This window comes from Microbacterium sp. 05N427 (assembly GCF_056397105.1).
In genome coordinates, this window is the sequence record NZ_JBFTMT010000001.1 from 433907 (window position 1) to 448752 (window position 14846).

At 71.9% G+C, this 14846-nt stretch carries 13 protein-coding genes and 1 pseudogene; 13 read left to right on the forward strand and 1 reads right to left on the reverse strand.

The features are described 5' to 3' along the window. The first annotated feature begins 7 nt into the window (after positions 1–7). The 3 genes and pseudogenes from AC1DG4_RS02075 (at position 8) to AC1DG4_RS02085 (ending at position 1352) form a co-directional block, all read left to right on the forward strand. A complete protein-coding gene (locus AC1DG4_RS02075) occupies positions 8–364 on the forward strand; it encodes a cupin domain-containing protein (protein ID WP_477375310.1) in 357 nt (118 codons plus the stop codon). Between the two features lie 16 nt (positions 365–380). Then, positions 381–673 (forward strand): annotated as a pseudogene (locus AC1DG4_RS02080) (DUF4287 domain-containing protein). Between the two features lie 34 nt (positions 674–707). Further along, positions 708–1352 carry a dihydrofolate reductase family protein gene (locus AC1DG4_RS02085; RefSeq protein ID WP_477420161.1) on the forward strand — a complete coding sequence of 215 codons (645 nt, stop codon included), beginning with the start codon at positions 708–710 and terminating at the stop codon, positions 1350–1352. 54 nt (positions 1353–1406) lie between these two features. Here AC1DG4_RS02085 and AC1DG4_RS02090 read toward each other — a convergent pair whose 3' ends face one another. After that, a complete protein-coding gene (locus AC1DG4_RS02090; protein ID WP_477375314.1) occupies positions 1407–1775 on the reverse strand; it encodes a DUF4229 domain-containing protein in 369 nt (122 codons plus the stop codon). Positions 1776–1900: 125 nt separating this feature from the next. Here AC1DG4_RS02090 and AC1DG4_RS02095 point away from each other — a divergent pair, with 125 nt between their 5' ends. The 10 genes from AC1DG4_RS02095 (at position 1901) to AC1DG4_RS02140 (ending at position 14837) form a co-directional block, all read left to right on the forward strand. Then, a complete protein-coding gene (locus AC1DG4_RS02095; protein ID WP_477375316.1) occupies positions 1901–2260 on the forward strand; it encodes a PLDc N-terminal domain-containing protein in 360 nt (119 codons plus the stop codon). Positions 2261–2364: 104 nt separating this feature from the next. Continuing rightward, on the forward strand, positions 2365–4014 hold the full coding sequence (gene menD, locus AC1DG4_RS02100) for a 2-succinyl-5-enolpyruvyl-6-hydroxy-3-cyclohexene-1-carboxylic-acid synthase (RefSeq protein ID WP_477375318.1): 1650 nt from the start codon (positions 2365–2367) through the stop codon (positions 4012–4014). 187 nt (positions 4015–4201) lie between these two features. Then, a complete protein-coding gene (locus AC1DG4_RS02105) occupies positions 4202–5059 on the forward strand; it encodes a polyphosphate kinase 2 family protein (protein WP_477375320.1) in 858 nt (285 codons plus the stop codon). 756 nt (positions 5060–5815) lie between these two features. Further along, on the forward strand, positions 5816–6760 hold the full coding sequence (locus tag AC1DG4_RS02110) for an ABC transporter ATP-binding protein (RefSeq protein WP_477375322.1): 945 nt from the start codon (positions 5816–5818) through the stop codon (positions 6758–6760). Beyond that, the gene (locus AC1DG4_RS02115) at positions 6757–7578 is read left to right on the forward strand and encodes an ABC transporter permease (protein ID WP_477375324.1); all 822 of its coding nucleotides are present in this window, start codon (positions 6757–6759) and stop codon (positions 7576–7578) included. The genes AC1DG4_RS02110 and AC1DG4_RS02115 overlap by 4 nt, the downstream gene beginning before the upstream one ends. A 243-nt stretch (positions 7579–7821) precedes the next feature. Next, positions 7822–11484 carry an efflux RND transporter permease subunit gene (locus tag AC1DG4_RS02120; protein ID WP_477375326.1) on the forward strand — a complete coding sequence of 1221 codons (3663 nt, stop codon included), beginning with the start codon at positions 7822–7824 and terminating at the stop codon, positions 11482–11484. Beyond that, a complete protein-coding gene (locus tag AC1DG4_RS02125) occupies positions 11481–12854 on the forward strand; it encodes a sensor histidine kinase (RefSeq protein WP_477375328.1) in 1374 nt (457 codons plus the stop codon). The genes AC1DG4_RS02120 and AC1DG4_RS02125 overlap by 4 nt, the downstream gene beginning before the upstream one ends. Continuing rightward, on the forward strand, positions 12851–13546 hold the full coding sequence (locus AC1DG4_RS02130) for a response regulator (RefSeq protein WP_477375330.1): 696 nt from the start codon (positions 12851–12853) through the stop codon (positions 13544–13546). Before AC1DG4_RS02125 ends, AC1DG4_RS02130 begins: the two co-directional genes overlap by 4 nt. A 21-nt stretch (positions 13547–13567) precedes the next feature. Further along, positions 13568–14173, forward strand: coding sequence for a dCTP deaminase (gene dcd / locus AC1DG4_RS02135; protein WP_477375332.1), 606 nt, complete (start codon positions 13568–13570; stop codon positions 14171–14173). A gap of 7 nt (positions 14174–14180) precedes the next feature. Further along, on the forward strand, positions 14181–14837 hold the full coding sequence (locus AC1DG4_RS02140; protein WP_477375334.1) for a hypothetical protein: 657 nt from the start codon (positions 14181–14183) through the stop codon (positions 14835–14837). Positions 14838–14846: the final 9 nt, after the last annotated feature.

Consider the following 14846-nt stretch of genomic DNA (forward strand, 5'->3'; position numbering starts at 1 on the left):
CCAGATCATGAGCAGCATCGCCCCCGACATCGCGGTCGTCGCCCCCGAGGAGATCCGCCTCGGCACCGGCAATGGACGACGCTTCGAAGGCGCCGAGCACGGCGCCGGCGTCTCGTACTTCTACGTCGACAACCAGCCGGGGCAGGGATCCCTGCTGCACTGGCACCCCTATCCGGAGACCTGGGTCGTGCTGGAGGGCGACGCTGCGTTCACGGTCGGCGACCGCACCATCACGGCGACCGCGGGCGACACGATCACCGGCCCCGCTTTCGTGCCGCATCGCTTCGAGAACGCGGGATCCGGCACAATGCGACTGATCGGCATTCACGCCTCCGCCGTCATCATCCAGACCGTGGTCGACTGACCCCAAGGAGAAGAACATGTCCTTCCAGGCATATCTCGACGCCGTCGAGACGAAGACCGGCCTCACCCCTCGTCAGATCATCGACCTCGCCGCCGCGCAGGGCTTCGCCCCGACACCAAGGCGACGCCGATCCTCGAGTGGCTGAAGACCGAGTACGACCTCGGGCGCGGTCACGGCATGGCGATCGTGCACGTGATCACGAAGGGCCCGTCCATCAGCACGAAGCACGTCGGCACCGATGGCGTGCACCGAGATGCGAGCGATACGCTCTGGCTCGATGGCAAGGACTCGAACCCGCTTCGCGGTTGATTCCTCCCACCCGCTACCAGCAAGGACACCGCACATGGCCGTTCGCGCCGACCTCAACATCTCGCTCGACGGATACGCCACGACGACCGATCAGACCCCGCAGAACCCGTTCGGCGAGGACTGGGGCCGTCTCGTGGCCGCGTACACGGCCACGCGCACGTTCCGCGAGCGCGTGCTGGGCGATCCGTCCGGCGGCGCGACCGGCGTCGATGACCGCTACGGCGCCGCGTACTTCGAGAACATCGGCGCGGAGATCATGGGCGCGGGCATGTTCGGGCTGCACAACTTCCCCGACGACGCGGAGTGGCGCGGCTGGTGGGGCGAGGAGCCGCCGTTCCATTGCCCGGTGTTCGTGCTGACGCGCAGCACGGGCCGCGCGCCCATCTCGTTCGCCAACGGCACCGAGTTCCGCTTCCTCGATGCCGCGCCGGAGGAGGTGCTCGCCCTCGCGACGTCGGCGGCCGCAGGTGCGGACGTGCGCATCGGCGGCGGCGTCGATACGGTGCGCTCGTTCCTGGCCGCGGGGCTCGTCGACCGCCTGCACGTCGGGATCACGCCGATCCTGCTCGGGCGAGGCAAGAATCTGTGGGCGGATCTGCGCGGGCTCGAGAGCGACTACGCGGTCACGAGCGAGGTCTCCGAGAGCGGCATCGTGCACGTGACGTTCGCCCGCGACTGAGCAGACCTGCGCGCGTCGCGTTCGCCGGCCGGCGGGGCCGGCGGTCGCCGGCGGTCAGGCCGCGTGGCGGGAGCCGGCGTCGCCGGATCCGTTCGATCCCGAGCCGTTCGCGTCGGATCCGTTCGGGTCCGTCCCGTTCAGGTCCGCCCCGTCGGCGGCGGGAGCCTCGGCATCCTCGATGTCCTCATCGGAGGGGGCGGATGCGACCTTCGACGAGCGCTTCTCGTAGATCGCACGCGACGCGTCGGAGAGCGGGTTGCGCAGGAACAGCAGCGAGATGCTGATGCCGATGAGCGCGGCGAACAGGGCCGCCAGCCACCAGAACTCCCGGAAGATGGGGAAGAAGAACCACAGGATCCCCAGCGGCACGAGGAACGCCAGCAGGCGCAGCACCGAGTACACGAGCAGGGGAGGAAGTTTCACGCCTTCAGTCTAGGAGGGCGCGTTCGGCACGCGCTGTGAGGCCCCTATGGTGATGCCCGGTCCGCGGGTTCTGCGGAGTGCAGCGGGGCGGATTCGCGGGCCGCAGGCATGCCTACACTGGGAGGGTGGCACGTTTCCTTGTGATCGGCGGTTTCCTGGCCGCGGTCTTCTGGGTGTTCAGCATCGTCGACTGCATCGTGCAGCCGGCGAGCCGGCACCGCGGGGTGCCCAAAAGCGTGTGGATCGCGATCGTCGTCCTCTTTCCCGTGATCGGCGGCCTGCTGTGGTTCACGATCGGGCGCACCCGGCGCGGCCGCACCGCGGATCAGGAGCGCTACCTGCCGCTCGACGACGTCGATCCTGCCGCTCGGCCCGCCGACCGGATCAGCGCTGCCGAGCAGGAGCGGCTGATCCGGGAGCTCCAGGAAGAGCTTTCCCGTTTCGACGACCGCGGCGACACCGACACCCCCGGCCCGCGCCCGTGACGGCGCCGCCCTCTGCGGATCCCATCGCCGCGGCGGCGGGGTCCGCAGGGCGTGAGGGGTCTCCTGCTCCTTCGCCCGCTGCGTCTCCCGCGTCCGAGGCCGCTGTGCGCCTGCTGAGCAGCCTTGTCGCGCACGGCGTCCGCGACATCGTGCTGTCGCCCGGCTCGCGCTCCCAGGCGCTCGCGCTCGCCGCGGTCGCCCTCGCCCGGTCCGGATCCGTGCGCGTGCACGTACGGATCGACGAGCGCGTCGCCGGGTTCACCGCCCTGGGCCTCGGCCGCGGATCCGGCGTGCCCGCGGCCGTCCTGTGCACCTCGGGCACCGCCGCCGCCGGATACCTGCCCGCGGCGATGGAGGCGTTCCACGCCGGGGTGCCGCTGATCCTGCTCACCGCCGACCGCCCTCCCGAGCTGCGCGGCATCGGGGCGAACCAGGCCACGACCCAGCCGGGCATGTACCGACCATGGGCGCGCTCGAGCATCGACGCCCCTGTGCCGGGGGAGACGGAGCCGGCACGCTTCGAAGCGCTCGCCGCCGATGCCGTGGCCGTGGCCCTCGGCGCCCCGGGCGAAGGGCTCGACGGCGTCGCCGGACCCGTGCACCTGAACCTGCCCACGCGCGAACCCCTGTCCGGATCGATGCCGGATCCGCTGCGCGCCGCGCTCGGATCCGCTCCTCGCCCCGCGCCCGGGGAGCCGCTGCGGGTCGGCCGGGGCCCGCGCACGCTCGTCGTCGCCGGGGCGGACGCCGGTCCCGACGCCGCGCGGATCGCCGGCGCCGGCGGTTGGCCGTTGATCGCGGAGATCGTGAGCGGTTCCCGCTTCGGCGCTCACGTGGTCCCCGCCTACCGCATGCGGCTGCGAGACACCGTGCTCGCCGACCGGATCGAGCGCGTGATCGTCTTCGGGCATCCGACGCTCAGCCGCGAGGTCGCGGCCCTGCTGCGCCGCACCGACCTCGAGGTGATCGCCGTGCGTCGCGGCGGCGAGCGGCTGAACCTCTCCGGCGCCGCGGTCGATGCGCGCGCGGTAGAGGTTGACATGGGCGCGGGCTCAGGCACGGACTCCGGCGCGGGCGCGGAGGCGTGGCTGGCCGCGTGGACCGGGTCCGAGGCGCTGTCCGCGGACGGCGTCGGTGCCGGTGCTGGTGCCGGTGCTGGTGCTGGTGCTGGGATCGACGGGCCGCTGGACCGCGCCGCGCTCGTGCAGGCGGTGTGGGCGGCGACCGGATCCGAGGATCGTCTGCTCTTCGGATCCTCCCGGATCGTCCGCGTGGCGGACCAGATCCTCAGGGGCAAGGACGTGCGCGTGCACGCCAACCGCGGGCTGGCCGGCATCGACGGCACGATCGCGACGGGCATCGGCATCGCCCTCGCCGCGGACGCCGGCTGCGCCGACCGTGCGCCCGAAGGGACAGGTGCCACGGGAGTCACCCGGGTGCTCCTCGGCGACCTGTCGCTCCTGCACGACGTCGGATCCCTGTTGCTGCCCGGTGATGAACCGGCCCCGCGCATCCAGGTCGTCGTGGGCAACGACGGGGGAGGGACGATCTTCGACGGGCTCGAGGTCGCCGGCACCGCCGCGGCGGAAGACCTCGACCGAGCCTTCTACACGCCGCAGTCCGTCGCCCTGGCACCTCTCGCCGCCGCGTACGGATGGGCCTATGCGCGGGCGGCGACCCCCGAGGATCTCGAGCGTGCGCTGTCCGCGGAGATCGCGGGACCGCAGCTGATCGAGGTGCCGCTGGCGCGCTGACCGATCTGCCGCGCCGAGCCCGCGGGTTTCTCCGGGGTGCCAGGGCCGGGCGGGTTTCGGAGGGGTGCCAGGGCCGGCGTGTGTGAAACTCAGTCGATTCGGGGCTCTGCGCCGTTCGTCCGCGGGGTGAGGGGCGGTATCGACTGAGCTTCGCACGCCGCGGGGTCGGTTCGGGCATCATGGGGGCATGAGCCAGCACTCCGCCGGGTGGACTTCCCCGGCCGCCGATGTCCTCCGCGTCACGCCCGCAGGTCTCGCCGGAGTGGACCCGGAGTCCACGCCCGGGTACCAGGGGAAGAAGGCGGACGGCGCCGAGTCGCTGGCATCCGGGCTCACCGCGCTGGGCGACCTGCAGGAGCGGCTCTTCGCGCGCTCCGCGGTGGGCGAGGCGCAGGCGAGCGTGCTGCTCGTGCTGCAGGCGATGGACTCGGCGGGCAAGGGCGGCATCGTCCGGCACGTCGTCGGCGGTGTGGATCCGCAGGGCATCGAGCTCGCCGCGTTCAAGGCGCCGACCTCTGAAGAGCTGCAGCACGACTTCCTCTGGCGCATCGAGAAGCGCCTGCCCGCGGAGGGAAAGATCGGCGTCTTCGACCGTTCGCACTATGAGGATGTGCTCATCGGGCGGGTGCGCGCGCTCGCGCCGGCAGAGGAGATCGAACGCCGCTACCGGGCGATCGTCGACTTCGAGAAGCGCGTGGCGGACTCCGGCACCCGCATCATCAAGGTCATGCTGCACATCTCCCGCGACGAGCAGAAGCAGCGCCTCATGGAGCGGCTCGAGCGCCCCGAGAAGCACTGGAAGTTCAATCCCGGAGACACGGACGAGCGTCTGCTCTGGGACGACTACATGGCGGCGTACGACACCGTCTTCGAGCGGACCTCGACCGACGACGCGCCCTGGTACGTGATCCCGGCGAACCGCAAGTGGTACGCCCGCCTCGCGGTGCAGGAGCTGTTGCTGGCCGCGCTCGAGGACATCGACCCGCAGTGGCCGATCGCCGACTACGACGTCGCGGCCGAGAAGAAGCGCCTCGCCGCGAGCTGACCAGCGGTCCGGTCGGGTGTGACCCCCGTTTTGGGGCACATCCTCCCGTTTTGGGGCGTGTCATGACGTGGAATCCGGGTGTGAGACGCCCCGAACCGATGGATCACGCCCCAAAACGGGGGTCGAGGATCCGGATCCTGGACTCTGGGGGCACGCCTCGGAGGTGGGGCCGTGTGCCGCAGCGCGCGGACTGGGCGCGAGGTCCCGGTCCCGGTCCCGGTCCCGGATCCGGATCCGGATCCGATCCCGTCCTGGTCCTGCCCTGGTGCTTGGTTTGGGGCGTGCTCTCTCGTTTTGGGGCGCGTCTCGCCGTGAAATCCGGGGCTCCCGCGCCCCAAAACGGCAGCCCGCGCCCAAACCGGGGATGGAGCAGCCGTGACCGGCGCGGCTGCGGTCGGGGCGGCCGAGGATCGAGCGGCCGGAGCCGGGGCCTCGGCGCCCCCTCGGGGCGCCGGCGCCCCCTCCTGTGCGCGTCCCTGCGAGGGGGCGCGGACGCTGCGAGGGGGCGCGGACCGGGGTGTGCTCGTCCACATGAGGGAGCGCTCACGCGCGGGGGCGCGGACGCAGCGCGGCGGACGCAGCGCGGCGGGCGTGACGGGCGGAACTCGGCGCGGGGCGAGGCCCCGGATCCCCTGGCCACCCCGGCCACCGCGGCCACCCTGGCCATTCGGGTTATCCGGAGTCATCCTCAGGGGTGCCCGGAGTCATCCTCCAGAGGGATGTGCGCGGGCCCCGCCGCGCCATAGGTTCGAAGGCATGATCACAGCAGAGGGCCTCAGCAAGAGATACGGACCCAAGACCGCGGTCGACAACGTGTCGTTCACCGTCCAGCCGGGTTCGGTCACGGGCTTCCTCGGACCGAACGGCGCCGGCAAGTCGACCACGATGCGCATGATCGTGGGTCTTGACCGCCCGAGCGCGGGCCGTGTCACCGTGAACGGCCAGGAGTACCGCCGTCTGCACGCGCCCCTCACCGAGGTCGGCGTGCTGCTGGACGCCAAGGCCGTGCACACGGGCCGTTCCGCCCGCAACCACCTGCGCGCGCTCGCCGCGACGCACGGACTTCCCTCGGCGCGCGTCGACGAGGTGATCGAGATCACGGGCATCGGATCCGTCTCCCGCAAGCGAGCGGGCGGGTTCTCCCTCGGCATGGGGCAGCGCCTCGGCATCGCGGCGGCGCTGCTCGGCGACCCGCACACGCTGATCCTGGACGAGCCGGTCAACGGCCTCGACCCGGAGGGTGTGCGCTGGGTGCGCGAGTTCGTGCGGCATGCCGCGTCCGAGGGTCGCACGGTGCTGCTCTCCAGCCATCTCATGAGCGAGATGGCGCAGACCGCCGATCACGTGATCGTGCTCGGTCGCGGCCGGGTGCTCGCGGACGCGCCGCTGGCGCAGCTCGTGCAGCAGTGGACCACCGCCCAGGTGCGGGTGCGGAGCCCCCGCGCCGCCGAGCTCGGCGACCTGCTGGTCGCCGCCGGCGCCGTGGTCAACCCCTCCGGCCACGACACGATCGACATCACCGGCCCCGAGTCGTGGTGGATCGGGGACCTCGCGGCCGAGCGCGGCATCCCGCTGCACGAGCTCACCCCCACCAGCGGCTCGCTGGAGGACGCCTACATGGCCCTCACCGGCGAGTCCGTCGAATACCGTACCCGCGCCGTGCCGGAAGCCGGCGCCCCGATCCCGGAGGTGGTCGCATGAGCGCCGTCGCTCCCACCGTCCCCGCCGTGCCCGGCCGGTTCCGCCTGAGCTTCCCGCGGAGCCTCCGCAGCGAATGGATCAAGCTCAGCACGCTGCGTTCGACCTGGTGGTCGATCGCGATCACCGCCGCGCTCACGATCGGCATCGCCGTGCTGATCGCGTTCGCCTTCACGTCGACCGGAGCGGTGCGCCAGGGCGTCAACGGGATCATGGCCGTCGTCTCGCCGATCCAGTTCACCGCGCTCCTCGCGGGGATCCTGGGTGCGATCGCGGTCACCGGCGAGTACTCCACGGGCATGATCCGCTCCACCCTCACCGCGGATCCGCGGCGCGGTCGGGTGCTGGTCGCGAAGGCCGCAGTGCTCGCGGTGTTCCTCTTCCTCGCCTCCCTGGTGATGTTCGTGATCGCGGCCGTCATCGTGTCGGGGATCCTCGGCGCGCACGGCCACGGGCTCGAGTGGGGTGCGCCCGACAAGGTGATCCTGCCGCTGCTCTCCGCCGCCGCGACGATGGCGGTGTGCGCGCTGATCGGCGTCTCGTTCGGCTTCATGCTGCGCTCGGGCGCCGGCGCGATCGCCGCCACGGTCGGGCTGCTGTTCGTGCTGCCGATCATGTCGAACTTCTTCGCCTTCGCCGGAGAGTCCTGGAAGTGGGTGCTCGACGCGGCGAACTACCTGCCGCTGTCGGCCGCGCAGAACGCGATCCTGCCCAGCGACACCGCACCGATGTCCGCAGGCGTCGCGTTCCTCACGCTCGGCGCCTGGGTGGCCGCGGGGCTGCTCGGATCCTGGGTGGTGCTGCGCTCGCGCGACGCCTGATCGCCTCGCACCGTCCTCATCCCGTCGCCCCCTTCGGCCGTTCGTGCCGGAGGGGGCGACGGCGTCCGCCGCCGCAGGCGCCGCGCACGGATGTGGTACCTGAGGACCACCCCGAGACGGGCGGGATCCTCCCCGAAGCGGATGTGCGGACCCGGTCGCGACCGATTTGCTGAGGATACGGCTCGTCGCAGGTGGCGACGGCCGTGGTGCCCTGCACTTGATCGTGATCGCCCTGGAGGATCCGTGACCCTGCTGACCCGACTCAGCCTCGCCAACCGCGCCGTCGTTGCCCTGTTCACTGTCCTCATCGTGGGGGCGGGGCTCTGGGCCACCGGAAGCATGAAGCAGGAGCTGCTGCCGTCCATGTCGCAGCCCGCGGCGATGGTGCTCGTGACCAAGCCCGGCGCCTCGGCGGAGACCCTCGACCACGACGTGGTGAAACCGCTGTCCGATGCGCTGGGTTCGGTGACCGGGGTGGACGAGGTGCGCACGAGCACCTCGAGCGGCAGCGGGCAGCTCACCGTGTCGTGGGCGTTCGGTCGTGACGACACCAAGATCCTCGCCGACCTCAAGGCCGCCGCGACGGCCGCCGGATCCGCCGCCGACGGCATCCGCACCGAGGTCTATGCGGGCAGCTCCGCCGACATCCCGGTGCAGAGCCTCGCGATCACCGGTGACGGCGACGTCGAGGCCCTGGCCGACCGGATCGACAAGACCCTCGTCCCCGCGATCGAGCACGTGCCGGGTGTGCGCGCCGTGCAGGTGTCGGGACGCGTCTCCGAGCGGGTGCTGGTGACCCTGGATCCGGCCAAGCTGTCAGCGCGGTCGGTCGATGCGGCGGCGGTGTCGGGGATCCTGCGCACCGCCGGCGTCGTGGTGCCTGCCGGCACCAGCAGCGACGGAACCCGCGCGATGGCGATCGAGGTGGGCCAGGAGGGCACGTCGGTCGAGCGCATCTCCGCCATGCCGATCCCGACGATGCAGGGGCCTGTGCCGCTCTCCGAGGTCGCCACCGTGGAGCTCGCCCCTGTCCCGCAGAGCACGATCTCGCGCTCCGACGGCCGTCCCGCGTTGAGCCTGACGATCACCAAGACCCCCGAGGCGAACGCCGTGCAGGTGTCGCACGCGGTGACCGCCGCGGTCGCGAAGACCCTGCCCTCCCTCGGCGCGAACGCCGCGAGCTCCGTGCTGTTCGACCAGTCCACGATGATCGAGAAGTCGACCCACGACCTGGCTGTCGAGGGCGGCCTGGGCCTCGTGTTCGCGGTGCTCATCATCCTGGTCTTCCTGCTCTCGCCCAGGGCGACCGTGATCACGGCCGTCTCGATCCCGCTGTCGCTGCTCATCGCGGTGATCGGACTGCGCGTCGGCGGCTTCTCCTTCAACGTGTTCACGCTCGCCGCACTGACCGTCGCGGTGGGCCGGGTGGTCGACGACTCGATCGTGGTCATCGAGAACATCGCCCGACGTCGCGGATCCGCACCGCTCACGCCCGCCGACGTGCTCGCCGCGGTGCGCCAGGTGGCCGGCGCCGTGACGGCGTCGACGCTGACGACGGTCGCCGTGTTCCTGCCTGTCGCCCTCGTCGGCGGCATGGCGGGGGAGTTGTTCCGGCCGTTCGCGCTGACCGTGACCATCGCGCTGCTCGCGTCGCTGCTGGTCTCGCTGACGATCGTGCCCGTGCTCGCATACTGGTTCCTGCGTCGTCCGGCCAAGGCCGCGGCCGCGGATGCCGCGCAGGCGGCGATGACCGCCGAGGAGGGCGCGGAAGGGGCGGGCACGGCCGGTCCGGATCCGCATCGGGCCGACAGGTCCGACACATCCTCCGCGACTGCTTCGGGCTCGGATCCGGTGGAGCAGGATCCCGCCGAGCGCGTCACGCGGATGCAGCGCGCGTATCTGCCCTCGCTGCTCTTCGCGCTGCGCCGGCCCGTCACCGTCGTGCTGATCTCGGTGGTGGTGTTCGCCGGCACGATCGTGGCCGCCGGCTTCCTGAAGACCGACATGCTCGGCAGCTTCGCCGACGAGCGTGCCGTGACCGTCACCCAGACGATGCCGCTGGACACCACGCTCGCCGTCTCGGACAAGGCGGCCACCGCCCTGGAGAAGAAGGTCCGCGACCTCGACGGGGTCGCGTCGTACCGCACCACCGCGGGCGAGCAGGGGGCTCCGGTCACGCTCGATATCGTGATCGCGCCGGATGCGGACCCCAAGGCCGTGCTGCCGCGGATCCGCACCGCGGTGGGCCAGCTCCCGGACGCCGACCGCATCACCGTGTCGACACAGGCGACGCAGACCACCTCCTCCTCGATCGACGTGATCGTGAAGAGCCCTGACGAGAAGGCGCTCGCGAGCGCATCCGAGAAGCTCACCGCCGCACTCGGCAAGGTCGACGGGATCGGCACGGTCAAGAGCGACCTCGCCGCCGATCTGCCGGTGCTGAAGGTCTCGGTCGACCCCGCACGGGCCGCGGCGCAGGGCTTCACCACCGCCGAGGTGGGCGCGGCGATCTCCGCCGCCGTGCAGGGCGAGAGGCTGGGCTCCGTCGGCATCGACGGCACCGCCACGGATCTGGTGGTCCGTGCGCAGTCCACGGCGACGGACCCGGAAGCGGTCAAGGCGCTCACCCTGCCGATCTCGGCGCTGCAGGCGCAGAAGACCCAGAAGGATGCGGCGGACGCACTGCAGCGCGAGCAGGAGGCGATGTCCTCGCAGGCGCGCACGGAGGCCGAGAACAAGGCCGACGAGCAGCTCTCCGCGCTCTACGATGCTCGCTCCTCGGGGGCGCAGGATCTGGTCGCGCTGCGCGAGCAGCTCGCGCGGCTGCTGGCCACGCCGCCGCCCGCGGACGCCAGCCCCGCGACGCAGGGCCAGCTCAGCGCGCTCGAGTACCAGAAGCTCGTCCAGCAGCTCACCCAGGCCGTGGCCGGGGCGGAGAGCGGGTTGAGCAACCTCGATGAGCAGATCTCCGGGGCGCGCACCGCGATCGCCGACGGATCGCGCCAGCAGGCGGAGACCGACCGGCTCACGCAGGCGCAGCGCGACCTCGAGCACCTGCGTGCGACGCCGATCCGCGTCGGCGACATCGCCGCGGTGGAGGTCGTCTCGGCCCCCGCCACGATCACCCGGATCGACGGCGCACGCGCGGTCACGATCTCGGCCACCCCCGCGGAGGGGGCGGACCTCTCCACGGCGTCGTACGGCGTGCAGACGGCGGTGGACGGGGTCGACCTGCCCGCCGGCGTGAGCCTGGACGAGGGCGGCGCCGCCGCCGAGCAGGCGCAGTCGTTCGGGGAGCTCGGCATCGCCATGCTCGCCGCGATCGCCCTGGTCTACATCGTGCTGGTCGCGACGTTCCGCTCGCTCGTGCAGCCGCTGCTGCTGCTGGTGTCGGTGCCGTTTGCCGCGACGGGGGCGATCGCGGGCCTGCTGATCACCGGAACGCCGCTCGGCATCCCGGCGCTGATCGGCATGCTCATGCTGATCGGGATCGTGGTCACGAACGCGATCGTGCTGATCGACCTCATCAACGAGTACCGACGTGGCGGTTCGGGGCTCGACGACGCCGTGGTGCACGGCGCGCGCCTGCGCCTGAGGCCGATCATCATGACCGCGTGCGCGACGATCTTCGCGCTGATCCCGATGGCGCTGGGCATCACCGGCGGCGGGGCGTTCATCTCGCAGTCTCTGGCGATCGTCGTGATCGGCGGGCTGGTGTCCTCGACCGTGCTCACGCTGCTGCTGGTGCCGGCGCTGGTCGTGCTCTACGAGCGCCGCGGCGACCGACGGCAGGCCCGGCGGGAGCGTCGGGAGGCCCGACGTCACGGCCGCAGCGCCGGCGTCGAGGTGTTCGAGAACGAGCAGGATCCTGCGACCTCGGAGGACCGTGGGAGACTGGCGACGTGACCGACGGCTCCGCGCGCGCCCTGGATCGCGCCGCGTCGCGCTGGCAGCGTCATCCGCACGCGGCGGATGCCCTCACGACGTTCAGCTGGGTCGTGCTGACGGCCGTGCCGATGTTCGCGGCGGAGTCGGCAGACCCCGCGATCTCGCCACGATCCGTCGGGCCGTGGGGCTTCGGGCTGGGACTCGTCGTGGTCGCGATCGTCGCGACGACGATGATGATGTTCCGTCGCCGCAATCCGGTGCTGCTCTTCCTCATCACGCTGACACTGCCTCTGGTGCTGCTGCCCTTCTCACTCGACGTGGGAGCGTTCGCGGTCGCCTACGCGGTGTTCGCGATCGCCGTGTACGACCGGATGTCCCGGGCGTGGATCGCGGGGGCGGTCGCCTACGCGGTGACCCTGATGCTGAGCGCCCTGCACCTGCTCACGGGATTCGGCTTCGCGCCGGTGAACCGCTCCGGGTCGCGACTGGACACCGCCCTGACCTGGGCCGCCTTCGACCTGCTGCTGCTCCTGGTCGCTCTGCTGTGGGGGCAGAACGCGGGCAACCGCCGCCGGTACGTTGCGGCGCTCGTGGAGCGGGCGCGGATCCTGGAGCACGAGCGCGATCAGGAGGCGCAGCTCGCGGCCCTGGCCGAGCGCTCGCGCATCGCCCGCGATGTGCATGACATCGTGTCGCATTCGCTGAGCGTGATCGTGCGGCTGGCCGACGGTACGAGGGCCGTCTTCGACGCGGATCCCGACCGCGCCCGTGAGGCGGTGGGCCAGATCGGAGGGGTCGCGCGTTCCTCCCTCGATGAGATGCGGAGGGCGCTCGGGGTGCTCGAGCGGCCCAACGGACAGGAGTCCGCACGCAGCGGCACGGGACTCGAGGACCTGCCGCGGCTCGCCGAGGTCTATCGCGGGATCGGGCTGCCGGTGCGGCTCGACCTCGACCTGGGGCGGGCGGAGCGGGATGATCCTCGGGGGCTCGCTGCCGTCGACGCGCAGGGGATCCCGGCGGGACTGCAGATGACGGTGTTCCGGGTCGTGCAGGAGTCCCTCACCAACGCGCTGCGGCACGCCGAGGCGCCCACCCAGGTGCGGGTCGACGTGCGGGTGACCGAGGACGAGATCCATGCCGAGGTCCGGGACGACGGCGCGACGACGCCGTCCGCGCCGGAGAGCATGCGCGCCGGGCATGCGGCCCCGGCGGAGCGCGGGCGCACGAGCGGATCCGCGTCGGTGACCCCGCCCGCCCCCGTCCGCGTCGGGCGCGGCCTGCTCGGGATGCGCGAGCGTGCCGCCCTCTACGGCGGATCGCTCGATGCCGGCCCCGTGGGCGCCCGCGGCTGGGCCGTGCGCCTCGCGCTGCCGAGGAGCGGGTCATGACGGCGGTGCGGGTGCTGATCGCCGACGATCAGGCCCTGATCCGCGCCGGTCTCGCGATGGTGCTGGGCGCGCAGCCGGACATCGAGGTCGTCGGCGAGGCGCAGGACGGCATCGAGGCCGTGGCCCTCGCGAACGTGCACCGGCCCGACGTCGTGCTGATGGACGTGCAGATGCCCCGCATGGACGGCCTCGAGGCGACGAGGGAACTCGTCGCGTCGGGCAGCGGGATCCGCGTGCTCGTGCTCACGACCTTCGACCTCGACGCCTACGCGTTCGGCGCGATCGACGCGGGAGCCAGCGGCTTCCTGCTCAAGGACTCGGATGCCGACGACATCGTCGCCGCGATCCGCGCGGTGGCCGCCGGCGATGCCGTGCTCGCCCCGCGGGTCACGTCGGAGCTGCTGCGGCGCTTCGGCGCGCTCGCGCGTGCCGCGGAGGATCCGGGCCGCCGTGCGAGGGAGGACGACCGTCGAGCCGCCGCCGCCCGGCTGCAGGTGCTCACCGACCGCGAGCGCGAGGTCTTCGATGCGCTCGTGCAGGGACTGTCCAATGCCGAGATCGCGGAGAAGCTCTGGCTGAGCGAGTCGACGGTCAAGACGCATGTGGGGCGCGTGCTGCAGAAGCTCGGCATGCGGGATCGCGTGCTGGCGGTCGTCTTCGCGTTCCGCAACGGTCTGACCGATCCGCACTGACGCACGGACTACGCTGAGACCGTGCTGCTGAGCGACAGGGATATCAGGGCGGGGCTCGACGCGGGGCGGATCGGACTGGATCCGCTCGAACCGTCGATGATTCAGCCGTCGAGCATCGACGTGCGGCTGGACCGCTACTTCCGGCTCTTCGACAACCACAAGTACCCCTTCATCGACCCGGGTGAGGACCAGCCCGAGCTGACGCGGCTGATCGAGGTGGATCCGGACGAGCCGTTCGTACTGCACCCCGGAGAGTTCGCGCTCGGTGCGACGTTCGAGCAGGTGTCGCTCTCGGACGACGTCGCCGCCCGCCTCGAGGGCAAGTCGTCGCTGGGCCGCCTCGGGCTCATCACGCACTCCACGGCCGGCTTCATCGACCCCGGGTTCACGGGGCACGTCACGCTCGAGCTCGCGAACGTCGCGACCCTGCCGATCAAACTGTGGCCGGGGATGAAGATCGGACAGCTGTGCTTCTTCCAGCTGTCCTCGCCGGCCGAGAACCCCTACGGTTCCGGCCCCTACGGCAACCGCTACCAGGGGCAGCGCGGCCCCACCGCCTCGCGCTCCTTCCAGAATTTCCATCGCACCGACGTCGGCACCACCGACGCGGGATCCACCGGAGGCTGACCAGACCATGGGCGAGACGGATCCGAACCCGGAGGAGCAGTCCGCACCGACGCCCTCCGTCACGCCCGATCAGGGGTCGGCCGCACCGCCCGCCGACGCCGCCGAGCTCGCCCCCGTGCCCGTGGAGAGCGAGGGACTGGCCGACATCCTGGCCGACCCCGAGATCGCGCCGGCCTCGGAGAGCGCGGAGCTGGCCGATCTGCTCGCCCCGCCCGCAGAGGCCGCGCCGGCGGACGAGACGCCCGGGCTCGCGGAGATCCTCGCCTCTCCCGACCCTGCGGTGTTCGGTGACGACGAGCCGGAGAGGGAGCGCCGGCGTCAGCGCCAGCGCGTCACCGAGACGGACGCCCCGCAGACCTCGATCCCCGTGGCCGCGGAGGGGAACCCGCGAATCCCGGTGACTGGTGCGGCGGACGTCTCCGCGACGGATCCCGGTCCCGCCTCCGGGCTTCCGCCGCTTCCCGCGCTGCCGCCGGAGCGGATCGATCCGCCGCTCGCCCCCGAGGTCGGGCGGGGCGGCTACCTCGGTCTCGTGGCGCTGGTGTTCCTGATCCTCGCGGTGCTGCTGATCGGCGCCATCGTGCTGATCGCCGTGCTCATCGCGAACGCGGCGTGGCCGTTCCCCGTCGCCGCCGGGCTGATAGCGGTGCTGCCGCAGGTGTGATGCCTGCGC